At 71.7% G+C, this 22,419-nt stretch carries 18 protein-coding genes; 9 read left to right on the forward strand and 9 right to left on the reverse strand.

All coding sequences use genetic code 11. The features are described from left to right. The first annotated feature begins 349 nt into the window (after positions 1-349). The 4 genes from ACFYL6_RS03535 (at position 350) to ACFYL6_RS03550 (ending at position 4,566) form a co-directional block, all read left to right on the forward strand. Complete coding sequence (locus tag ACFYL6_RS03535) at positions 350-1,765, forward strand: PhoH family protein (RefSeq protein ID WP_238661608.1); 1,416 nt, start codon at positions 350-352, stop codon at positions 1,763-1,765. Between the two features lie 277 nt (positions 1,766-2,042). After that, positions 2,043-2,723, forward strand: a complete 681-nt coding sequence (locus ACFYL6_RS03540; protein ID WP_387166902.1) for a lytic transglycosylase domain-containing protein — start codon at positions 2,043-2,045, stop codon at positions 2,721-2,723. Between the two features lie 114 nt (positions 2,724-2,837). After that, complete coding sequence (locus ACFYL6_RS03545; RefSeq protein ID WP_387166905.1) at positions 2,838-3,491, forward strand: rhomboid family intramembrane serine protease; 654 nt, start codon at positions 2,838-2,840, stop codon at positions 3,489-3,491. A 106-nt stretch (positions 3,492-3,597) separates the two neighbouring features. Next, positions 3,598-4,566 (forward strand): NAD(P)/FAD-dependent oxidoreductase, encoded by a 969-nt coding sequence (locus ACFYL6_RS03550; protein WP_387166908.1) that lies wholly within the window; start codon positions 3,598-3,600, stop codon positions 4,564-4,566. A 54-nt stretch (positions 4,567-4,620) separates the two neighbouring features. Here the strand turns inward: ACFYL6_RS03550 and ACFYL6_RS03555 are convergent, their stop codons facing one another. Both ACFYL6_RS03555 and glpX read right to left on the reverse strand, forming a co-directional pair. Continuing rightward, positions 4,621-5,592: a DMT family transporter gene (locus ACFYL6_RS03555; RefSeq protein WP_387166911.1), complete on the reverse strand. Its 972-nt coding sequence runs from the start codon at positions 5,590-5,592 to the stop codon at positions 4,621-4,623. After that, positions 5,589-6,620 carry a class II fructose-bisphosphatase gene (gene glpX, locus ACFYL6_RS03560; protein WP_387166914.1) on the reverse strand — a complete coding sequence of 344 codons (1,032 nt, stop codon included), beginning with the start codon at positions 6,618-6,620 and terminating at the stop codon, positions 5,589-5,591. Before glpX ends, ACFYL6_RS03555 begins: the two co-directional genes overlap by 4 nt. Before the next feature lie 159 nt (positions 6,621-6,779). On the opposite strand from glpX, the gene ACFYL6_RS03565 reads away from it, so the two are divergent. Beyond that, on the forward strand, positions 6,780-7,427 hold the full coding sequence (locus ACFYL6_RS03565; protein WP_387166917.1) for a DUF4245 domain-containing protein: 648 nt from the start codon (positions 6,780-6,782) through the stop codon (positions 7,425-7,427). A 207-nt stretch (positions 7,428-7,634) separates the two neighbouring features. After that, the gene (locus tag ACFYL6_RS03570) at positions 7,635-8,480 is read left to right on the forward strand and encodes a hypothetical protein (protein ID WP_387166920.1); all 846 of its coding nucleotides are present in this window, start codon (positions 7,635-7,637) and stop codon (positions 8,478-8,480) included. 124 nt (positions 8,481-8,604) lie between these two features. Here the strand turns inward: ACFYL6_RS03570 and ACFYL6_RS03575 are convergent, their stop codons facing one another. Beyond that, positions 8,605-8,826: an exodeoxyribonuclease VII small subunit gene (locus tag ACFYL6_RS03575; RefSeq protein ID WP_234584122.1), complete on the reverse strand. Its 222-nt coding sequence runs from the start codon at positions 8,824-8,826 to the stop codon at positions 8,605-8,607. 45 nt (positions 8,827-8,871) lie between these two features. Next, a complete protein-coding gene (gene xseA / locus ACFYL6_RS03580) occupies positions 8,872-10,125 on the reverse strand; it encodes an exodeoxyribonuclease VII large subunit (RefSeq protein WP_387166923.1) in 1,254 nt (417 codons plus the stop codon). A 147-nt stretch (positions 10,126-10,272) separates the two neighbouring features. On the opposite strand from xseA, the gene ACFYL6_RS03585 reads away from it, so the two are divergent. Both ACFYL6_RS03585 and ACFYL6_RS03590 read left to right on the forward strand, forming a co-directional pair. Next, entirely contained in the window at positions 10,273-11,259 is a 987-nt protein-coding gene (locus tag ACFYL6_RS03585; protein ID WP_238661615.1) for a 4-hydroxy-3-methylbut-2-enyl diphosphate reductase, read from the forward strand. Between the two features lie 40 nt (positions 11,260-11,299). Further along, a complete protein-coding gene (locus ACFYL6_RS03590; protein WP_387166926.1) occupies positions 11,300-11,734 on the forward strand; it encodes a hypothetical protein in 435 nt (144 codons plus the stop codon). A gap of 71 nt (positions 11,735-11,805) precedes the next feature. On the opposite strand, the gene ACFYL6_RS03595 is transcribed toward ACFYL6_RS03590, so the two are convergent. Together ACFYL6_RS03595 and ACFYL6_RS03600 are read right to left on the reverse strand one after the other, a co-directional pair. Beyond that, positions 11,806-15,102 carry a S8 family serine peptidase gene (locus ACFYL6_RS03595; protein ID WP_387166929.1) on the reverse strand — a complete coding sequence of 1,099 codons (3,297 nt, stop codon included), beginning with the start codon at positions 15,100-15,102 and terminating at the stop codon, positions 11,806-11,808. Between the two features lie 137 nt (positions 15,103-15,239). After that, positions 15,240-16,415, reverse strand: a complete 1,176-nt coding sequence (locus ACFYL6_RS03600) for a DNA recombination protein RmuC (RefSeq protein ID WP_387166932.1) — start codon at positions 16,413-16,415, stop codon at positions 15,240-15,242. 54 nt (positions 16,416-16,469) lie between these two features. On the opposite strand from ACFYL6_RS03600, the gene ACFYL6_RS03605 reads away from it, so the two are divergent. Next, positions 16,470-17,315 carry a hypothetical protein gene (locus ACFYL6_RS03605; RefSeq protein ID WP_387166935.1) on the forward strand — a complete coding sequence of 282 codons (846 nt, stop codon included), beginning with the start codon at positions 16,470-16,472 and terminating at the stop codon, positions 17,313-17,315. Between the two features lie 69 nt (positions 17,316-17,384). Here the strand turns inward: ACFYL6_RS03605 and ppc are convergent, their stop codons facing one another. The 3 genes from ppc to ACFYL6_RS03620 form a co-directional block, all read right to left on the reverse strand. Next, complete coding sequence (gene ppc / locus ACFYL6_RS03610) at positions 17,385-20,171, reverse strand: phosphoenolpyruvate carboxylase (RefSeq protein WP_387166938.1); 2,787 nt, start codon at positions 20,169-20,171, stop codon at positions 17,385-17,387. A 129-nt stretch (positions 20,172-20,300) separates the two neighbouring features. Continuing rightward, positions 20,301-21,353: a hypothetical protein gene (locus tag ACFYL6_RS03615; protein ID WP_387166940.1), complete on the reverse strand. Its 1,053-nt coding sequence runs from the start codon at positions 21,351-21,353 to the stop codon at positions 20,301-20,303. An 88-nt stretch (positions 21,354-21,441) separates the two neighbouring features. After that, the gene (locus tag ACFYL6_RS03620) at positions 21,442-22,356 is read right to left on the reverse strand and encodes a cyclase family protein (protein WP_387166943.1); all 915 of its coding nucleotides are present in this window, start codon (positions 22,354-22,356) and stop codon (positions 21,442-21,444) included. Positions 22,357-22,419: the final 63 nt, after the last annotated feature.

The following is a 22,419-nucleotide window of genomic DNA, read 5'->3' on the forward strand; positions in this document are numbered from 1 at the left end:
CACGCACCGTCGGGGTCACGTCAGACCGGTGACGGTGGCCCCACCGGCCGGGATGCGCGCAGGGGGCATGCATCCCGGCCGGTTCCGCCGCGTTCGCCACCGGCCCGACGCCTGGTCAGGGCGTCGGTGAGGCGCTGTTCACGGGCGCGTCTTGGGAGATCCACGTTCGGCCTCTAGCCGGGAAGGTCCGGCGGGGCTAGCGTCTAGGCATGGCACGGGGTTCTCCCGAGCCAGCCGGTCCGCCCGGATCTGCGACCTCGCGCATGGGGTTCCGCATCCGACCCCGTGTCCCCGGGCACCGGAGGAGGCGGAACACGGGTGGCGGGTGCCCATCCGTCGGAGCAGGCCTGTGACGACTCGCCGTACCACCGCCGGTGCCGACCAGACCCCGGCCGCGACTGCCACGACCCGCCGCGCCACCAGGAGCCGCCGTTCGGCGGCCGCCGCGCCGGCCGACCCCAAGGAGCCACGACCAGCCGGCCAGGCCTTTGTCCTGGACACGTCGGTGCTGCTCTCCGATCCGGCGGCGTTCCACCGGTTCGCGGAGCACGAGGTGGTGCTGCCTCTGGTGGTCATCACCGAGCTGGAAGGCAAGCGGCACCATCCGGAGCTGGGCTGGTTCGCCCGGCAGTCGCTGCGGATGCTCGACGACCTGCGGGTCCGGCACGGCCGACTCGACCGCCCGGTGCCTGCCAACGACGTCGGCGGCACCCTGCGGGTGGAGCTCAACCACACCGACGACGGCGTCCTGCCGCCCGGGTTCCGCACCGAGAGCAACGACGCCCGGATCCTCTCCGTCGCGCTCAACCTCGCCGCCGAGGGGCGGGAGGTGACCCTGGTCAGCAAGGACATGCCGCTGCGGGTCAAGGCGGCCTCGGTGGGTCTGCGCGCCGACGAGTACCGGCACGGCCAGGCCAGCGACCCGACCTGGACCGGCATGTCGGAGATGGAGTTGAGCGAGGAGCAGATCGGCCAGCTGTACGCGGGCGAGACGCTCGACCTCGACGAGGCGGCCGGGCTGCCCTGCCACACCGGTCTGGTGCTGCACTCGGGGCGTGGCTCCGCGCTCGGTCGGGTGTTGCCGGACAAGTCGGTGCGTCTGGTCCGGGGCGACCGGGAGGCGTTCGGGCTGCACGGCCGCTCCGCCGAGCAGCGGATCGCTCTCGACCTGTTGCTGGACGAGTCGATCGGGATCGTCTCGCTGGGCGGCCGGGCCGGCACCGGAAAGTCCGCGCTGGCGCTCTGCGCCGGGCTGGAGGCGGTGATGGAGCGCCGTCGGCACAAGAAGGTGATCGTGTTCCGCCCGCTGTACGCCGTCGGTGGCCAGGAGTTGGGCTACCTGCCGGGCTCGGAGTCGGAGAAGATGTCGCCGTGGGCCCAGGCGGTCTTCGACACGCTCGGCGCGGTGGTGCACGAGAACGTGCTGGAGGAGGTCACCTCGCGGGGCATCCTGGAGGTGCTGCCGCTGACCCACATCCGGGGGCGCAGCCTGCACGACGCCTATGTGATCGTGGACGAGGCCCAGTCGTTGGAGCGCGGGGTGCTGTTGACCGTGCTGTCCCGGATCGGGCAGGGTTCCCGGGTGGTGCTCACCCACGACGTGGCTCAGCGGGACAATCTGCGGGTCGGCCGGCACGACGGGGTGACGGCAGTCATCGAAGCGCTCAAGGGTCATCCGCTGTTCGCGCACGTCACCCTCAGCCGTTCGGAGCGGTCGCCGATCGCCGCGATGGTCACGGACCTCCTGGAGGACATCCCGATCTGACGGTGCTTATGTGGGCTTTTGTCCGCATTTTTCGTGTGGCACAGATCACAAAGGGGCTGGTTGGTTTCCCATCAGCCTCACTGTGCGCAATCGTGTCCCACGAGCGTCCACGCGCCACGGGAATCGTCGGTGATCGTTCGTCCCGAGACGGACGGCATCGGCGACGGTAGGTGCGTCGGTGCGGCCGGCAACCGGTCGGGGCGCTCGTGGCACGGCTGACGGCCCACCTGTGGCCTGCGCCGCGCCGCGTCCTTGCTCCCGACGAAGGGACCACTTCGTGAGTCGGCTGTGGAGCCGGTTGGGCGCCCGTACGGCTGCCGTCGCGCTGCTCTCCGTGGGCGTTGCCGGTGGCTTCTACCTGGGCGAAGACCGGGAAACCCAGCAACAGGGCCTGACCGAGCAGGTCAGCCGCGAGGTCGACCAAGCCGACTTCGCGTACCAGCGCGAGCGGCAGGCCGCCCACCAGGTGCAGTTCTCCAAGCAGCGGGCCGCCGAGTACCAGGCCAAGCTGCGGGCGGCGCAGGCCGCCAAGGAGGCCGCCGAGCGGGCCCGCCGGGCCGAAGCCGCCGCGGCGTCCCGCAAGCGGGAGCGCGAGGCCGCCGCCAACGCTGTCGCCAAGCCGTACGACGGGCCGATCCCGGCGTCCTGCGCGGAGTACAGCGGGAACCGCAAGACCGGCTGCGCGCTGATGATCAGCGCGGGGTTCGGCATCGCCGAGTTCCCCTGCCTGGAGAAGCTCTGGACCAAGGAGAGCGGCTGGAACCACAAGGCCAGCAACTCCTCGTCCGGTGCCTACGGCATTCCGCAGTCGCTGCCGGGCAGCAAGATGGGTTCCGTCGCGTCCGACTGGCGGACCAACCCGGCCACGCAGATCAAGTGGGGGCTGGGCTACATCAAGGGCAGGTACAAGACGCCCTGCGGCGCCTGGTCGTACTTCCAGAACAACGGGCACTACTGACGCTGTCGACGCGGGGTGGGTGGGCGACCACCCGCCCCGCTGTCGCGCGTACACCGGTCTGCCCGGCCGGGACGTGAGTGGCGGTCGGCCGCTTTTGCTGATAGCAGTTGTGGAGTGACCCTGCACCCGTCAAGCGGCGACCCGTACCGGTTCGGCACCGAGGCGTTCTACGCCGCGCTCGGCCGGGCCTTCGTCGCCATGTGTGCGGTGGTCCCGTTCCTCTTTCTCATCGAGGCCGTCGACCAGGGGCTCGCGTTCGGCCTGGACGCCACCGCCGGCATCATCCCGCAACGCATCGACGGGCTGGACGGTGTCTTCTTCTCCCCGTTCCTGCACCACGGCTTCGACCACCTCTACAGCAACAGCATCCCGCTGATCCTGCTGGGCACGTTCGTCCTCGCCGCCGGCACCCGCCGATTCCTCTGGTCGACCCTGGTCATCATCCTGGTCAGCGGGCTCGGCGTGTGGTTCACCGGTTCACCCAACTCGGTGGTGGTCGGTGCCAGCGGCGTCATCTTCGGCTACCTGGGCATCCTGCTCACCCGGGGCATCATCGAGCGCAGTTGGTGGAACTTCGCGGTCTTCCTCCTGGTGGGTCTCCTCTACGGCTGGCAACTGGTCGGCATCCTCCCCACCGACGAGCGGATCTCCTGGCAGGGGCACCTGTTCGGCCTGCTCGGCGGGGTGGTGGCGGCGATCCTGTTCCGTCGCCGGCGACCGTCCGTGGACGGCCCGGACTACTCGGGTTCCCCGCTCAGCCTGCCCTGAGGTGATTCTCCGGCGCGCCTTCGGGACGTGCTTGCCCGACTGTCGCCGCCCGCCTACGGTCGAGATCAGCACGCGTTGATCCGTGAGCGGAAAGCGACGGTACGCCATGCGCGAAGTCGATGTCGCCGTGATCGGGGCCGGTCCGGCCGGCCTCTTCGCCGCGTACTACGCCGGGTTCCGAGGGCTGTCGGTGGCGGTGATCGACGCGTTGCCCGAGCCGGGCGGCCAGGTCACCGCCATGTACCCGGAGAAGCTGATCCTCGATGTCGCCGGCTTTCCCGCGGTCAAGGGTCGTGACCTGGTGGCCAACCTGGTGGCCCAGGCCGCCCCGTTCAACCCGCTGTACCTGCTCGGGACCCGGGCCGAGAAGCTCTCGTACGCCGACGGCAGCCCGATGCTCGGCCTCGCCGGTGGAGAGCAGCTCGCGTGCGGCGCGGTCGTGGTCACCGGCGGGCTCGGCAGCTTCAGCCCCCGGCCGTTGCCGTGCGCCGACGGCGCCCCCGGCTCGGGGATCGTCTACTTCGTGACCGAGCCGACCGAGTTGGCCGACCGGGACGTGCTGATCGTCGGTGGCGGCGACTCCGCCTTCGACTGGGCGCTGGCCCTGCAACCGTTGGCCCGGTCGGTGACCCTCGTGCACCGACGGGAGAAGTTCCGGGCGCACGCCTCGACGGTCGCCCGGGTGCTCTCCCTGCCGGTGCGGGTCGTGGTCAACGCCGAGGTCACCAGGCTGCTCGGTGACGGCACGGTGACCGGCGCCGAGGTGACCGTGCGCGGCGGCGCGACCGAGACGTTGCCGGTGGACATCGTGGTGGCCGCCCTCGGCTTCACCGCCGACCTGGGCCCGCTCGCCGAGTGGGGGCTACGGCTGGACCGCCGCCACATCCTGGTGGACAGCGCGATGGCCACCAACCTGCCGAGGGTCTTCGCGGCGGGCGACATCACCGAGTACCCGGGCAAGGTCCGGCTCATCGCCACCGGCTTCGGTGAGGCGGCGACGGCGGTCAACAACGCGGCCGTCGCCATCGACCCGAGCGCACACCTCTTCCCCGGGCACTCCTCCGACGCCGGCTGACCGTCGGTATCGGACTCAGACCGATCTGAGTCCGGACCGAGACGGGTCGACCGGTCAGCGGCGGGCAGGTGGCGCCAGGGCGGCGATCAGCACGGCAACCATGGTCAGCGCCGCCCCGAGCAGGGTGTTCACCCCGGGGTGCGAGGCCGCCGTGGGGAGGATCAGGTCCAGCAGGACGGCGCCCACGATCTGCCCGGCGATGGTGGCCAGGCCGAGCAGCAGCACACCGGTGAAGCGCACGATCGCGGCGGCGATCGCGATGAACACGATGCCGATCGGGCCGCCCAGGTAGAGCCACGGCTCGGTCGGCAGGTGACCGCCGGGCCAGCCGCGTACGGCGATGTCGATCGCGAACGCGACCAGCAGGGTGACCGTGCCGACGGCGAAGTTGACCAACGTGGCGGTCAACGCGCTGTCGGCCGCCGCCCGGACCCGGCCGTTGACGGCCTGCTGCCAGGCGATGCCCACACCGGCGAGAAGCGGCAGCAGGGCCAGCGCCAGCGCGCCCAGGTCGCCCAGTCGGTCGCCGACCGCCAGGCCGACCGCCAGCACGGTGAGCACCGCGCCGGCCAGCCGCTGCCGGGTGACCGGCTGCCGGCCGGTCGGCCCGATCCCGGCCCGGTCCACGGCGAGGCTGCTGCCCGTCTGGCCGGCGACCACCGCCACGGTGAAGACCGCCACGCCCAACGTGCCGATGGTGAGCCCCTGGGTGGCCACCAGGAACGCCCCGCACATCCCACCGAGACACTGCCACGGCCGCAGCGTGCCCGTGCGCAGGGCCCGCCGCGTCGCGGCCAGCCCCCGTCGACCACCGGGGGTCGCGGGCACCAGCACCAGCAGCACCAGCAAGCCGACGCCGAACGAGACCACCGCGGCGGCGAAGCCGTCGTCGAGGCGTACCCCCAGCTCGCCGTTGATGCGCGACTGCACCGCCACCGCGACGCCGGAGACCGACGCCAGCGCGACACCGGTGATCCGGCGGGCGGCAGACAGGGTCTGCGGGGTCGCCGTGTCGGCGGTTGTCACTCCTGCTCGGCCAGCGGACGACCGTCGAAGTCGACCGCGGAGTAGAGCGCCAGCTTCTCCAGCCGGTGGTACGAGTCGATCACCCGGATGGTGCCGCTCTTCGAGCGCATCACGATGGACTGGGTGTACGCGCCGCCCGCCCGGTAGCGCACCCCGCGCAGCAGGTCGCCCGAGGTGACCCCGGTCGCCACGAAGAAGCAGTTGTCGCCGGTGACGAGATCATCGGTGCCCAGCACCCGGTCCAGGTCGTGCCCGGCGTCGATTGCCTTCTCCCGCTCCTGCTCGTCGCGCGGCCAGAGCTTGGCCTGCATCGCACCACCCATGCACTTCAGCGCGCACGCGGAGATGATGCCCTCCGGGGTGCCGCCGATGCCCATCAGCACGTCGACGTCCGACTCGCCCCGGGCCGCCGCGATGGAGCCCGCGATGTCGCCGTCGGAGATGAACCGGATACCCGCCCCGGTCCGGCGGATCTGCGTGACCAGGTCGTCGTGGCGGCTCCGGTCCAGCACACAGACGGTCACCTCGGACACGTCGGTGCCCTTGACCTTGGCGATCCGGCGCAGGTTCTCCGCCACACCGGCGTTGATGTCGATCACGTCGGCGTACGCCGGCCCGACGGCGAGCTTCTCCATGTAGAACACGGCGCTGGGGTCGAACATCGCACCCCGCTCGGAGACGGCGAGCACCGCCACGGCGTTCGGCATGCCCTTGCTCATCAGGGTGGTGCCGTCCACCGGGTCGACGGCGACGTCCACCTCCGGGCCGGTGCCGTCACCGACGTGTTCGCCGTTGAAGAGCATCGGGGCGTTGTCCTTCTCGCCCTCGCCGATCACCACCACACCGCGCATCTGGATCGAGTTGATCAGCTTGCGCATCGCGTCGACCGCGGCCCCGTCGCCGCCCTCCTTGTCGCCCCGACCGACCCACCGGCCGGCGGCCATCGCCGCGGCCTCGGTGACCCGGACCAGGTCGAGGGCAAGGTTTCGGTCGAGATCCTGTGGGATCCGCGTCCTGGTGTTCGTCATGACGGCTACTCCTCCTCGCGACGGTGCGGGGACGACCGGCGGCGGAGAGGCCCCCACTGCCGGCTTTGTCGCTGATCCTCACACGATGGCCGACCGGGCGTCGGCGCGGGGCGGTGATGGCCCGGATACCGCCGGTCGGGCGGCTGCGAAGATAACGGGGTGGAACCCGCACAGCCAGCCGACCGCGTACCCGCCGACCGCACGCCGCCCGACGGTCAGCCGCCGGCCGACGTCCCCGCCGGCCGCGGCGGTGAGCCCGCCGCGACCGATCCGACCCCACCGCCGCCGGCGGCGTCCGGCAAGTCCGAGCGGTCGCCGAAGGACATGGCGATCTCGCTGCTGGTGTTGCTCGTCCCGATCGCGCTGCTGCTGGCGTTCTACCGGGGATTCCTCGGTGGCGACCAGGCCACCACCGTCGATCCGGCGCCCGCCATCGAGCAGGCCCGTTCGGCGAACGTCTTTCCGGTGAGCCAGCCGCAGGGGCTCGGCTCCGACTGGACGACGGTCAGCGCCCGCTACCAGACCGTCGAGGGCGGTGCGAACCTGCGACTCGGCTACCTCACGCCGGAGGGGCGGGGCGTCCAACTGCTGCAGAGCAACGTCCCGGCGGACCGTCTGCTCCCCGCCGAGCTGACCAGTCAGGGCCAGCCGCAGGGCCCCACCGAGCTGGCCGGGCGTACCTGGCAGCTCTACACGGCCCGGGGAAACCAGCAGGCGCTGGTCCTGCTGGAACCGACCCGCACGGTGATCGTCGTCGGCGACGCCCGGGACAACGAACTGCGCGAACTGGCCGGCTCGCTGCGCTGACCAGACCCGGTGGTCGGTGTCCCCGTCGGCACCAAATCTGGGCAACCAGGCCGAAGGGTGATTGTCCGACGGGTCGACAGGGAACAAGGAGGGAGTGATCCGGGCGCGCTGCTCGGCCCGGATCGCGCGACGCAGCCGACGGTGCTGCTGCGTCGCCCGGTTTCCGGCGCCGCCCAGGTCGTCGGGTGACCCCCTTGGGAGACACGTATGACTGTTCGACGACTCGGCGCCGGCCTGGTAGCCGCCGCTCTGATCACGCCCGCACTGGCCGCCTGCGCCAGCGGAACCGGCACCGCCGGATCGACGCCGTCCCCGACGGTGACTGCGTCCGGCACGGCGAGCCCGTCCGGTGCCCCGGTGGCGGGTGACGCCAAGCAGGCCCTGCTCGACTCCACCAAGGAGATCAGCAACGGGAACTTCCGGTTCACCCTGGCCGGCGCCGGCTCGACGGCGGAGGGGCTGGTGCACCAGCCGAGCCAGAGCGCGGCGATGAAGATCTCGATCGGTGGCCCCTCGTCCGACCTGGCGATGAAGCTCGACGTGATCCACTTCAAGCCGGACAGCTGGGTCAAGCTGGAGCTGTCCGGCCCCACCGCCGACAGCCTGCCCGCCATCAAGCAGCTCAACCTCGGCAAGTACCAGCACCTGGACCAGAACCGGATCAAGGGCAACCGCAACCTCGGCTTCGACTTCGAAAAGGTCGACCCGGCCGGCAGCGCGGTGCTCACCCAGGGCATCACCGAGGTCCGCAGCACCGGCACCGGCGCGTACGCCGGCACCATCGACGTCACCAAGGCCGCCGAGGCGGGCTCGTTGAACGCCGCCACGATCGCCGCGCTGGGCACCCAGGCGAAGACCGTCCCGTTCACCGCGAAGGTGGACCCGCAGGGCCGGCTCAGCGAGCTGGTGCTGCAGTTGCCGGCCGCCGGGCAGACCGCCGCCCAGGAGATCAAGATGACGTACTCCGACTACGGTGCCGCCACCGCCGCGCAGAAGCCGCCGGCGGCCCAGGTCGTCGAGGCGCCGGCCGAGCTGTACAGCCTGTTCAACTGACGTACCCGGGTGGGGCGGCTCCGGCCGCCCCACCCGGCGGTTCCAGTCGTCGCGGCTACGGTTCCAGTCGTCGCGGCTACGGTTCCAGTCGTCGCGGCTGCGGTTCGAGTCGTCGCGGCTGCGGTCAGGAAGCCGGGTCCTGCCGGGCGGCGTCGATCCGCGCCCGCGCACCGTCCAGCCAGCGTTGACAGATCACCGCCAGCGCCTCGCCGCGCTCCCAGAGGGCCAGCGACTCCTCCAGGGACGTGCCGCCGGCCTCCAGCCGCTCCACCACCGAGGCCAGCTCGGCGCGGGCCTGCTCGTAACTGAGCCGCTCGTCCGGCCCGGCCTTCGTGTCGTCAGTCATCGCGTTCATCTCAGCACACCGCTCCCCGCCGCGCCGCGTCGCCACTCAGCCATCGACCGTGGCGGCCAGCTCGCCGTCGGCCAGTCGTACCCGCAGCGGGTCGCCCTTGCCGACCTGCGCCGCCGCGCGGACCACGTGGCCGTCCGCGCGCTGCACGATCGCGTACCCCCGGTCGAGGGTGGCGGCGGGGGAGAGGGCGCGCAGCCGCGCGAGCGTGTGCCGCAGGTCATCCTCGGCGGCGGCGAGCCGATGCTCCAGGCAGCGGCCGGCCCGCTGACGCAGCGCGGTCAGCTCGGTCGCCCGGTGCTCCACCATCACCTGGGGCCGGGCCAGAACCGGCCGGGAACGCAACCCGTCGAGCCGGTGCGATTCCCGGTCGACGAGGTTGCGCACCGCCCGTTCGAGGCGGTGTCGTGCCTGACCGATGAGGCGTACCTCCTCGGTGAGGTCGGGGACGACCCGTTTGGCCGCGTCGGTCGGGGTGGAGGCCCGGACGTCGGCCACGTAGTCGATCAGTGGCGCGTCCGTCTCGTGGCCGATCGCGCTGACCACCGGCGTACGGCAGCCGAACACCGCGCGGCAGAGCGCCTCGTCGGAGAAGGGCAGCAGGTCCTCGATGCCGCCGCCACCCCGGGCAATGATGATCACGTCGATGCTGGGGTCGGCGTCCAGCACCTTGAGCGCGTCGACGATCTGCGGCACCGCGGACGGGCCCTGCACGGCCACGTTGACCGTCCGGAACTCCACCGCCGGCCAGCGCCGTCGGGCATTGGTCAGCACGTCCCGCTCCGCGGCCGACGCGCGGCCGGTGATGAGCCCGATCCGGCCGGGCAGGAACGGCAGTCGACGCTTGCGGGCGCGGTCGAAGAGCCCTTCGGCGGCGAGCAGCTTCTTGAGCTTCTCCAGCCGGGCCAGCAGCTCCCCGAGCCCCACCTGGCGAATCTCGTCGGCCCGCAGGCTCAGCGTGCCCCGGGCGGCGTAGAACTCCGGCTTGGCGTGCAGCACCACGCGGGCGCCCTCGCGCAGCTCCGGCGCACCGGCGTCCAGGACGTCCCGGTTGGTGGTGACGGTCAGGCTCAGGTCGGCCGACGGGTCACGCAGAGTGAGGAAGACCGTACTGGCCCCGGGACGTCGGCTGATCTGGGCCACCTGCCCGTCCACCCACACCCAGCCCAGCTTGGCGATCCAGGCCCCCACCTTCTGGCTGACCACCCGTACCGGCCAAGGCTCCTCAGCGCTGCTGGCCCCGCCGCCCCCGCCGCTGCTTCCGCCGCTTCCCACCCGCCCACCCTCGCTCACCCGCCCACCCTACGGACCCTCCCGGTGATCAAGAGGTTTGCGTCAGCGCTCGGCGCGTTTCTGACGCAAACCTCTTGATCACCGGGGGCCTTCGGGGTGGGGGCGCGGGGCGGTGGCGGGTGGTGGGGTGGCACGTACGATGGGGTGGTGACTGAGGCTCAGGCGACTCACCGGACCGGCAAGCGCGTGCTCCTGGCCAAGCCCCGCGGCTACTGCGCGGGTGTCGACCGCGCGGTGCAGACCGTGGAGGAGGCGCTGAAGCTCTACGGCGCCCCGATCTACGTGCGTAAGCAGATCGTGCACAACAAGCACGTGGTGCAGACCCTCGAGGCCCAGGGCGCGATCTTCGTGGAGGAGAACGAGGAGGTGCCGGAGGGCGCCACCGTCATCTTCTCCGCGCACGGCGTGGCACCGGAGGTCTACGAGCAGGCCAAGGCGCGTTCGCTGAAGGCGATCGACGCGACCTGTCCGCTGGTCACCAAGGTGCACCACGAGGCGCGGCGCTTCGCGGCCGAGGACTACGACATCCTGCTCATCGGTCACGAGGGGCACGAAGAGGTCATCGGCACCGCCGGTGAGGCCCCCGCGCACATCCAACTGGTGGACGGCCCGGACGGCGCCGACAAGATCACCGTACGTGATCCGGAGAAGGTGGTCTGGCTCTCCCAGACCACGCTCTCGGTCGACGAGACGCTGGAGACGGTGGCCCGGCTCAAGCAGCGGCTGCCGCTGTTGCAGTCCCCGCCCAGTGACGACATCTGCTACGCCACCTCCAACCGGCAGCACGTGGTCAAGGAGATCGCCGCCGACTGTGACGTGGTGATCGTGGTCGGCTCGACGAACTCCTCCAACTCGGTCCGCCTGGTCGAGGTCGCCCTGGACGCCGGCGCCCGTGCCGGTCACCTCGTCGACTTCGCGCACGAGATCGACGACGCCTGGCTGGAGGGGGCCACCACGGTCGGCCTGACCTCGGGCGCGAGCGTCCCGGACGACCTGGTCCAGGAGGTGCTGGTCCACCTCGCCGCGCGCGGCTTCGCCGACGTCGAGGAGATCACCACCGCCAACGAGCGGCTCACGTTCTCGCTTCCGCAGGAGCTGAAGCGGGACATGAAGGCCGCCGCGGCGCGCGGTTGAGCACGGGAACGAACTCGGGTCGGCGTACGTCAGATCCGGCATGAGGACTCTTCGGCTTGCCGTCCCCGCGCTGGCCGTCTGCGTGGCGCTGAGCGCCTGCGGCGGTCAGGGTGGCGGGGGCGGCACACCCACCCCGACACCCACGGGAGCGCAGCCGGTGACCAGCCAGCCCACGCCCGACCCGACCGCCTCGCCAGAGACCGTCGCCCCCACCGTGCCGCCCGGGGTGAAGACTCCGAAACCGGGTGGCCCGAGCACGCCGCCGGGCGTCGGGGCCACCACCCTCAGCGGCACCGTGCAGGGTGGCGTGGAGCCCGGCTGCGTACTGCTCGACGGTTACCTGCTGCTCGGCGGCCCGCGTGACGTGCTGACGCCGGGCGCGCGGGTCGAGGTCACCGGTCGGGTGGAGCCCGGCATGATGACCACCTGCCAGCAGGGCACCCCGTTCGTCGTGACGGCCGCTAACCGGTCCTGACCGCTCGCTGCTGACACGCGGGAGCCCGCCCCCGAACGTGGGGACGGGCTCCTGCCGGTATTACGAGCGGATCAGTTCACAGCCCCGATGGACACGTTGCCGCGACCCACGATCGCACCCTCGGTGGTGACGATCGCCAGCTCACCGGAGAGCTGACGCCCGTCGGCCGGAACGGCCACCGCGGTCACCGTGCCGGTGATGGTGGCCGACTCGCCGTGCATCAGCGGCACCGCGACGGCCGGAGCGGTGATCGTGCCCAGCGACGCGGACGCGAACGCGTCGTAGTAGTCGTAGGCGGTGCTGGTCCCCGGCCCGTCGACCCCGTACGGCTCCACCACGACGCGGTAGGTGCCGGCGGGCGGGTTGGTCAGCGTGACCGCCTCCTCCGAGTCGCCGTCGGCGGCCCGGCCGACCTCGGTGGCACCCCGGTAGACGAACAGGTCCAGGTCGGCGCCCGCGTTGGCGGGGTTGCCGATCCGGGCGGTGAACGTCGACGTGCCCGCCGGGATCTCGACGGTCCACTCCTGGTTGGGGCCGCCCTCGGTGATGGTCGGACGCTCGGTCCGCACACCGGTCAGCGCGCCACTGCGGCCGCTGACCGAGACCGGGCCGAAGGTGTTGGTGACGTCCCAGCTCACCGGGGTCGGCTCGCCGGCCTTGACACTGGGCAGCTCGACCAGCGCCGGCTCGACCGTCAGGCCCTGCACCCGTGCCTGGAGCTTGAACGGGTTGTTCAGCGCCGGCGACGTACGCCGCGACTCCACCTCGATCTCCCAGACCCCGGGAAGCGGGTTCTGATAGTCACGTTCCTGCGGCTTGCAGACGTTGACGTCGGAGAAGTTGGTGTAGCAGACGGTGCTCGTGGTGGCCTCCACCGGCACACCCAGCGGGTTGATCGCGATGAAGCGGGTCTGCGAGCCGGTGGCGATCCCGGAGAGGTTGACCTGGAGCGCCTTGGCGCCCTCCGGCACCGTGACGAAGTACGACGTGAAGCCGTTCCGGTCGACCGAGCCCTCGTTGGCGTACGAGAAGGTGGGCTTCTTCACGTCGTTCGAGGCCACCACCACCGTGGACACCTCGAAGTCGACCACGTTGGTGGCCGGATCGTCGATCCGCACGATCGCGCCGTGCGCGCCCTCGGTGGCCGGCTTGGCGGTGACGCTGATGGTGACGGCCTTGTTGAGCGGCAACGCGACGGTCTTCGGTGCCTTGAAGGTGCCGTCGTTGCCCTGGAGCGTGACGTCGTGCTTGATGGTGCCGGCCGGCCCGCTGGTGCGGGTCAGCTTGACCGGGTAGGTCTTGCTCTGGCCGACCTTGTGGCCACCCTCGGACGAGGTGCAGCGGTTGTAGACGCCGGTGCCCCGACCCGGGTTCGGCACGAACTTCACACCGTTCCAGATGGTGAGCTGGTCCGCCAGAGGGCTGCAGACCGGCGCGTCGGAGACGTACGAGCGGGTTTCCACGCCCTGGCGCAGCAGCTGCCAGGCGCCCGGAACGTTGACCATGCCGTAGCCCTGCGCGTACGTCGGCACGTCCGCGATCGGCTTGGCCGAGGTGAACAGCGCCCGCCGCAGTGCCGCGGGGCTGACGCCCCGGTCGGTGGCCTTGGCGGCGGACAGCAGCAACGCGCCGGCGCCGGCAGTCTGCGGAGACGCCATCGAGGTGCCGTTCAGCATCGCGTAGCCCGGGGGCAGCGCGTATCCGGCCTCGGGGACCGGGGCGCCGAGCTGCCAGGTCGGTGCGGTGGAGATGGCCGAGCCGGGGGCGGCGATGTTGGGCTTGAAGCCGCCGTCCTCACGCGGGCCACGGGAGGAGAAGTTGAACAGGGCGTTCTTCTTCTTGACGACCGAGCCGTAGTTGGCCAGCCAGGTGTCCTTGCTGATGTTGGCGGCAACGCTGATCACGTTGCTGGCCACCGACGGGTCGCCGACGGTGTTGAGACCCGGGCCGGAGTTGCCGGCCGAGATGACCAACTGCACGCCGTACGTCTCGATCAGTTCGTTGTAGAGGTTGGTCCGCGCGTTGTTGCCGTCGTTCAGGCCCGGGAGGCCACCGATCGACATGTTGACGATGTCGACGCCACGGTTGGCCACCAGGTCGATCATGCCGGTGGTGAGGGCCGCCGCGGTGCACCCGCCACCCCAGGAGCAGGCGCGGGCGGAGACCAGCTTGGCACCGGGCGCGGCACCGTCGAAGGCGCCGTTGCCGAGCATGTCGTTGGCGGCGGTGATGCCGGCGACGTGGGTGCCGTGGGTGCTCTCGACGATGCCGATGTTGACGTAGTCGTAGGTGCCCGGCAGCCCGATCGGCGTGGTGTTCACGTTCTTGCGGAACTCGACGACGAACGGCTGCCGCTCGGCCACCGGCGTCGCCGGGTTGTCGGTGCCGAAGTAACCGATGTCGTACTTCTCCTTGTACGGCCGCATGATCGGGTCGTCGGTGAAGTTGAGGTTCTGGTTGGCGTCCACCCGGATGTTGTTGGTGGCCGGGTCGTAGAGCACCCCCCAGGCGTCGGTCGTGTCGCCGTCGCGGTTGACGTCACCCCGGGCGTCGCTCGCGGCGGTGACCGACTCGCTGAACAGGTTGAACCGGTACGTGCCGGCCGGCGCCGTCCAGGTGCCGCCCGCGATGGTGAACGACGGGCCGGCGACCTCGGCCTGCATCCGCCGCCACGTGCCGTCCTCCAGCGGGTCGGTCGCGGTGACCCAGTCGACGATCTTGCGCTCGCCGGTGGTGGTCTGCTGCAACGCCGGGTGGGCCAGGTCCACACCGGAGTCCATGATGCCGATCGTGACGCCCCGGCCGTCCCACTCCGGGTGGGCGGCGGTGAACGCCACCGCGCCGGTCTCGTTCGTCGGCATGTAGGGGTTGTCGGCCGGGGTGGTCTCTCCCGGCGCCGCGACGGTGGCCTGCCGCGCGCCAGCGGTGCCGGTGGGGGTGCGCTCCGGGGCCGGGTCCGGCAGTTGGATGACCTCGTCCAGGTCGACGGCCGAGACGCCGGGCAGCCGCGCCGCCTTGAGCACCCGGTCGGTCGGAACCTTGGCCAGCACGAAGCCGACCCGGTCCTGCCGCTGGCTGACCGTGCCGCCGAGCTTGGTGAGGCTGTCGGCGACGTCCCCCGCCTCACCCTTCTCGGTGGCGACGATCAGAGTGACGGTCGGGGCCTTCTTGGCGCGGGCTTCGCCGAGCAGTTTGGCGTCGTGGGCGCCCAGCGTCTCGGCGGCGGTGGCCGGGGAAGCGTCCGGTGTGGTCGCGGGAGCGGCGGCCGCGGTGGCGGCACCACCCATTGTCGTCATGGCGCTCGCCGCCAGGACCGACGCGAAGAGCGCGGCTGAGGTACGCCGGCTCAGGTTTTGGAGTCTGCTCACGTTCTCTTTTCCTCCAGAGAACAGGGCCCCTCAGAGAAGGGCGCTCGGGTGAGCAGAATCTTTCGTGGTATCGACGAGCACTGTCACTACCGGTCAGTCCCTTGTGACCACTTCGTGACATGCGGGTATACGCACTGTCACATGATTGGTGAGCGGGTCGGGACCTCGTCGCCGACCGGATCGGCCAGCTCGGGTGCCTGCGGCTGCCGGGGAGCCAACTCGACCTGGGCCGGCGTGGCCAACTCGTCGTCCGAGACGCCCAACTCGGCGAGCTTGCGGGCGCTGACCAGCACCCGGGCCTCCAGCGAACCGACCGCCCGGTTGTAGGCGGTCACCGCACCGGCCAACGAGGACCCGAGCTTGCCGACGTGGTCGCCCAGGGTGGACAGCCGGCCGTACAGCTCCCGGGCGAGGGTGTGCACCGCGAGCGCGTTGCGGGCCAGGGCCTCCTGCCGCCAGGAGTAGGCGACCGTGCGGAGCAGGGCGACAAGCGTGGCCGGCGTGGCGAGCACCACGTTGCGGGTGAAGGCGTGCTCCAGCAGCGTCGGGTCTCGCTGGAGGGCGACGTCGAGGAACGGGTCGGCGGGAACGAACAGCACCACGAACTCGGGTGAGTTGTCGAACGCCGACCAGTACGACTTGGCGGCCAGGGCGTCGACGTGCCCCCGCAGGTGCCGCGCGTGCGCGTCGAGGTGGGTGTCCCGCCCGCGCTCGTCGCGGGCCTCCATTGCGGTCAGGTACGCGTCGAACGGGGCCTTGGCGTCGACCACCACCGAGCGACCACCGTGCAGTCGGACCACCAGATCCGGTCGGACGACCTGCTGGTCGGTGGCGGCGGTGACCTGCTCGGAGAAGTCGCAGTGCTCCAGCATGCCGGCGGCCTCGACGATCCGGCGCAACTGGTGCTCGCCCCAGCGGCCCCGCACCTGCGGTGCGCGCAGCGCCGCCACCAACTGCTTGGTCTCGGTGCGCAGCTCACCGGAGACCGCGTTCATCGAGCGGACCTGCTCACGCAGCTCGGCGTACGCGTCGACGCGGTCGTGCTCCAGCTCGGCCACCCGCTGCTCGTAGCGGCGCAGGGTGTCGTGCAGCGGCGCGACCGCCCGAGCCACCGCCTCCTGGGACTGCGCGGTGGCCTCGTAGCTCAGAGCCCGCATGGACTGCTCCAGCCGACCCTCGCCCTCCCGGGTGGCGGCCAGGGTGGCATCCAGGCGGGCGATGTCGGCCGCCGACCGGGACCGGGCCGCGAGCCAGCCCACCGCCCCGCCGGCACCGAGGCACACGATCACCAGGAGCAGCGTCGAGACGTCCATCACCGGAGCTTGCCAGACGGATACGACGTGCGCCCCGGGGGTACGTTCGATGACATGGAACTTGTGCTCTGCCTCGCCGTTGTGCTGGTCGGCGCGCTGGGCGCCGCGGCGCTCATCCGCGCCCAGGCCGGTGCCCGTCGGCGCACCGAGCTCGGCGACGCCCGCGCGGAGGCGCAGCGTTGGTACGAGCGTCTCGGCGGCCAGTTGATGAACCTGCACGGCGACGAGCCAGCGGTACGCCAGGCGCTGGCCGACGCCGGTGAGCGGTACAACGCGGCCGGCTCCCAGCTGGAGCAGGCGTCCACGCCGCACCAGTTCGGGCTGGCCCGGGAGACCGCGCTGGAGGGGTTGGCGTACATCCGGGCGGCGCGCACGGCGCTGGGCATCGATCCGGGCCCCGAGGTGCCGACCCTGGCCGCCGCCCGCGGGGTGGGGCAGCTCACCAAGGAGCGCGAGGTCGACGTGCAGGGGCAGACCTTCCGGGCCGGGCCGCAACCCGGCCGGGAAACGCCCTACTACTACCCCGGTGGGCGGTATCAGGGTCGACCGGTGCCCGCCGGCTGGTATTCGACGCCGTGGTGGAAGACGGCGCTGGGTGCCGGCGCCGGTGTGCTCGGCGGCATCCTGATCGCCGACGCGCTCTTCTCGCCCGCCTTCGCCGACCCCGGGTACGGCTACGACGCCGGCTACCAGGAGGGCTTCGGTGACGGTGTCGACCAGGGCGGTGACCAGGGCGGTGACGGTGGCGACCAGGGCGGCGACTTCGGCGGCGGCGACCAGGGTGGGGACTTCGGCGGCGGCGACTACGCCGGTGGGGACTTCGGCGGCGGCGACTTCGGTGGTGGCGGCTTCGGCGGCGGGGACTTCGGGGGCGGGGATTTCGGCGGCGGCGACTTCTGACCGTCGTTCGCAGACCTACGAGAACGGGCCCCGGTCGCAGTGACCGGGGCCCGTTCTCGTACCTGTCGGTCAGCCGGTGTTGCGCATCCCGGCGGCGATGCCGTTCACCGTGGTGAGCAGCGCGCGTTCCAGGGCGGTGCCGTCGCTCGGTGCGCGTCGGCCGCCCGGGGCGGTGGCGATCGCCCGCCCGGCGGCGCCCGACTCCCGGTACTGCCGCAGCAGCGCCACCTGGAGGTGGTGCAGCGGCTCCAGGTAGGTGTCGCGGACGGCCAGGGTGCGCTGGAGCACCGGCGAGTTCTCCAGCAGCGCTGGTGAGGCGGTGACCGCCAACACCTCCCGCTTGGTCAGCTCGTACTCCTGCTCGATCTGCTCGAAGATCGGGTGCAGCTTCTTCGGCACCAGCGTCTCGACGTACCGGCGGGCGATGCTCAGGTCGGTCTTGGTCAGCATCATCTCGACGTTCGACAGGAACGTGCGGAAGAAGTGCCAGTTGCGGTGCATCTCGGCCAGCACGTCCGCCAGCCCGGCCTCGCGGGCGGCGGCCAACCCGGAGCCGACGCCGAACCAACCCGGCACGATCTGCCGGGTCTGCGTCCAGCCGAACACCCACGGAATGGCCCGCAGCCCGGACAGGCCGGCGCCGGTGTTCGGGCGCTTCGCCGGCCGAGAGCCGATGTTCAGCGCGCCGAGCAGCTCGGTGGGGGTGGACGCCCAGAAGTACGCCGGCAGGTCCGGGTCCTCGACGAGGGACCGGTAGGACCGGAACGCCGACTCGGAGACCACGTCCATCGTCGCGTCCCAGCGCTCCAACATCTCGGCCGGCTGCCGGGGTGCGGTGTGCAGCAGGGTCGCCTGGAGCACCGCGGCGAGGGTGAGCTCCAGGTTCTCCCGGGCCAGCGACGGCAGGGTGTACTTGTCGGAGATCACCTCACCCTGCTCGGTCACCTTGATCGCGCCGTCCATCGTGCCGTACGGCTGCGCCAGGATCGCCTCGTGCGTCGGCCCGCCGCCGCGCCCGACCGTGCCGCCCCGGCCGTGGAACAACCGCAGGTGTACGCCGTGCCGGGCGGCCACGTCCCGCAGCGCGCGTTGCGCCCGGTGGATCGACCACTGGCTGGTGGTGATCCCGGCCTCCTTGTTCGAGTCGGAGTAGCCGAGCATGACCTCCTGCACGTCGCCCCGGGCGGTCACCAGCGCCCGGTACGCGGGCAGCGACAGCAACTCGTCGAGGAGTTCACCGCCGGCGTTCAGCTCGGCCGGGGTCTCCAGCAGCGGTACGAAGCCGACCCGGGCCCGCCCGCTGTGCACGTCCACCAGGCCGGCCTCGCGGGCCAGCACCACGGCGGCCAGCACGTCGTCGACACCCAGGGTCATCGAGATGATGTACGACTCGATCACCTCGGCGCCGAACCGGTCCTGTGCCTCCCGGATGGTGCTGAACACGTCGAACGTCTTGCGGGCCGGCTCGGACAGCGACGTGTCCACTGTCGACAGGGGGCGTCGGCCGGTCAGCTCGTCGGCGAGCAGCTTGGTGCGTTCCAGCCGGGTCAGCGCCGGGTAGTCGGAAACCTCGCCGACCGCCTCGTAGAGCTGCGCGAGCACCGCGTGGTGCGCCTCGGCGTGCTCCCGGACGTCCATGGTGGCCAGGTGCAGGCCGAACGCGGAGACCGTACGGATGGTGGAGGCCAACCGGCCGACCGCGGTGAGCTGCCCGGAGTTGCGGGCCAGCGAGGCGCGCAGCAGGTCCAGGTCGGCGATCAGCTCGGCGGAGCCCCGGTAGTCCCGGCCGGGCACGTGCGCGGTGCCCTGGCGCAACCTCAGCCGGGTGTTGGCGAGCTTCGCCTTCACGCAGCGCGCCTTGAGCCGGTACGGCTCCTCCGCGTTGACCCGGCGGAAGCGCTGCGCCACCTCGGGCAGCGCGTCCAGGTCGGCGGCGAGGCTGGCGGAGAGGTCCAGGGACACCCCGCGCAGTCGCCGGGACACCGACACCTCGTTGATCAGGTGGTCCATCGCCTTCTCGGTGGCCGCGATGCCGTGCTCGTGCTGGATGGTCAGCACCTCGCGGGTGACCGCCGGGGTGACGAACGGGTTGCCGTCGCGGTCGCCGCCGATCCAGGTGCCGAAGCTCAACGGCCGGGCCGTCGGTGAGGTCTCCACGCCGAGCGTGCGCAACGTGTCGGCCAGGTCGTCGAGCACCTGGGGGGCGGCCTCGGCGTACAGGTCGCGCAGGTAGTAGATCGCGTTGCGGGCCTCGTCGGTCGGGTCCGGCCGGTCCAGCCGCAGCTCGTCGGTCTGCCACATCAGGTCCAGCAACTCGGCCAGCCGGCGGTTGGCCGGGCCCTCGTCGCTCGCGCCGTAGAGGATCGCGTTGGCGGTCTCGGTGTCCAACTCGTCGGCGATCGCCCGCAGCTTGGACAGGATCGAGCGACGGGCCGCCTCGGTCGGGTGCGCGGTGAAGACCGGTCGTACCGCCAGCCGGCGAGCCGCGTTGGCGATCTCCTCGGCCGGGACCCCCCGCTCGGCGATCATCTTGGCGGCCTGGTCCAACCAGCCGCCCTGCACCGCGCGGCGGCGACGCAGATCCCGCGCCCGGTGCACCTGCTCGGTGATGTTGGCCAGGTGGAAGTAGGTGGAGAAGGCGCGGGCCAGCTTGGTGCCGGTGGTCACGTCGAGCCCACCGAGGCGCTGGGCAGCCGCCGGGGCGTCGGAGCGGACCTGGGCGCGGATCTCCTCGACGAGGTCGAGCAGCGGGCGGCCCTCCTGGCGGGCCAGGGTCTGCCCGAGCAGGGTGCCGAGTCGGCGAATGTCGGCGCGCAGTGCGGCGTCCGGGCCGTCGTGGTCGTGCTGGTCGGTCACGATGCGCTCCCTTACGTGGGTACGAAGGACAGCGCTGTCCGACTTACTGGATGGTATCCGCGCGCCGGGGATGTCTGGAGGGCCCCCTGGTGATCCACTGCCTCCGGGAGGGTGTTTTCCGGGGTGATCTCAACCACCGTCGCGGTCCGGCGCGGGGTCGGAGCGGGTCGTCCCGGGGCGGGAAGGGGCGGCCCGGCGACCCCGGATCAGGCTCGCGCTGACCAACCCGAGCGCTCCGAGCCCCGCCCAGATCCCGAGGGCGGCAGCCGGCCAGCCGGCCGATCGCCAGTCGAAGTACACGGCCGCCTTGGTCAGGTCGTTGGCGAGCCCGGGGATGTTCCAGCGGTGCATGCCGCGCAGCACCCCGGGCAGGAACTCGGGCGCGTAGATGCCGCCGGAACCCGGGTTGCCGAGCACCACCAGAAGCAGGATGACCAGCGCGGTGCCAGCGACGCCGAGCCAGCCCTGGATGGCGCTGGCGAACATCGCGGCGGCGAAGACGGCAAGCGCGCCGATGGCGGCGATCGTCGGTACGTCGTGGTGCCAGATGTCCAGGACCGGTCCGACCACCACCGCGCCGGCGATGCCGAGCAGCACGCTGTAGACCGCCAGGGCGGCGATGCGCAGTCCGGCCCGACGCGCCGTACGGGGGGTGGTGCCGGCGGATATTCCGAGCACGGTCGAGGCGAGGTAGCCGCCGAGCACGTACCCGACGTTCAGGTAGAAGGGCACCACCCCGCGCGGGTCGGCCGAGGTGACCGGCACCCTGTCGACGATCTGCAGCGGGGTGCCGGTGCGGCCGGTGGCGGTGCCGAGGACCTCCTTGATCGCGCTGGTGGCGGAGGGGCCGGAAGCGCTTGCCACGGTGAGGAGCAGGCCGTTGTCCGGTCCGGTGCTGAGCACGGCGTACACCGCGCGGCTGAGCAGTCCGTGCTCGGCGGCGCCCGGGTCGTCGTACCCGACGGGTTTGAGGATGGTGGTCTGGGCGCGCACGGCGTCCAGCGTCGCCCGGGCGCGTTGGTCGCCCGAGACGACGCCGATCGGCAGGTCGCGGGGTGTGGGCTGGTGCAACGCGCCGACGTAGGCCGCGATGAACGCCGTGGCCAGCACGAAGGTGCCGAGAAGCAGTCCGATGCTGCGCGGCGCCCAGTCACGAGCTCTGCCGTGCGATTCTTCGTCCACGTTCGTAGCCTATGGTCCGCTTTGTAGACCGAAGGGCGGAACGAGGTGGCCGGGCGGCCGACGAGTGTCGCAGCAGTCGCGGGTGGCGTCAGGGGTTGACGACGGCGAAGGCGCGAACCGGGAAGGTGCCCATGCCGGCCACCATCGGCGGGGCCGCGGTGAATCGGAACCCGGTCGGCGGCAACGCGTCCAGACCGGTCAGGTGCTCCACGATCGGGATGCCGGCGGCGAGCAACGTGCTGTGGGCGGGGCGTACGCCGGCGGCCGCCGGGCTCATGTCGTCGATGTTGATCGAGTCGATGCCGACCAGGGCCGCCCCCGCGTCGGCAAGCGCCTGGGCGGCGTCCCCGGTCAGGTAGGGCGCCTCCGGCGCGCCGTACCGCTCGGTGCCGAAGTGCGCGTCCCACCCGGTGTGCAGCAACACCGCTCGGCCGGCCACCTCGTACGCGGCCAGCATCAGCCGGTCCACCGCGCGGGTGCCGGCCGGCACCCGGACCACCACCCCCGGTAGGTCGGCGAGACGGTCCAGCGACACCCCGGTCAGGTCGCCCCGGCCGGCCCAGCGGTGGGCGGGCGTGTCCAGGTACGTACCGGTGTTGGCGATCAGGTCGATTCGGGCCACGTGGAACTCGGTGCCCGGGGCGTACCGCTCGCGGGACGCCGCGAAGGTCAGCCAGTCGGTGATCCGGGGCCCCGGCCAACCCGGCAGGGTGGTCATCCCGTCGCTGATCACGTGGCTCAGCTCGACCAGCCGACGATCGTGGCCGGAGCCGTCGACCGTGACACCCCGGCCGCCCTTGTGCGGCTCCTGGATGATCGTCTTGGCGCTGATCCGGACGTCGGCGACCATCAGCAGCCCGAGGTGGCGGACGAACAACGCCGCCAAGTCGTCGTCGGTGATCTCCCGACCCGGAATGTCCAGCCGGAACCCGTCGGTACGCAGCCCGCCGCCGTTGGCGAAGCTCACCTCCGCGTCGAACTGTGCCCGCCACTGCTCAGCCATACCGAAAACCCGACCATGCCCGCCGGCGGCGGTCAAGATCCCCTGGGGAGCCGGCCCGGCTCG

Origin of the sequence: Micromonospora sp. NPDC007208 (assembly GCF_042869175.1) — a bacterium.
Classification (GTDB): Bacteria; Actinomycetota; Actinomycetes; order Mycobacteriales; family Micromonosporaceae; genus Micromonospora; species Micromonospora foliorum.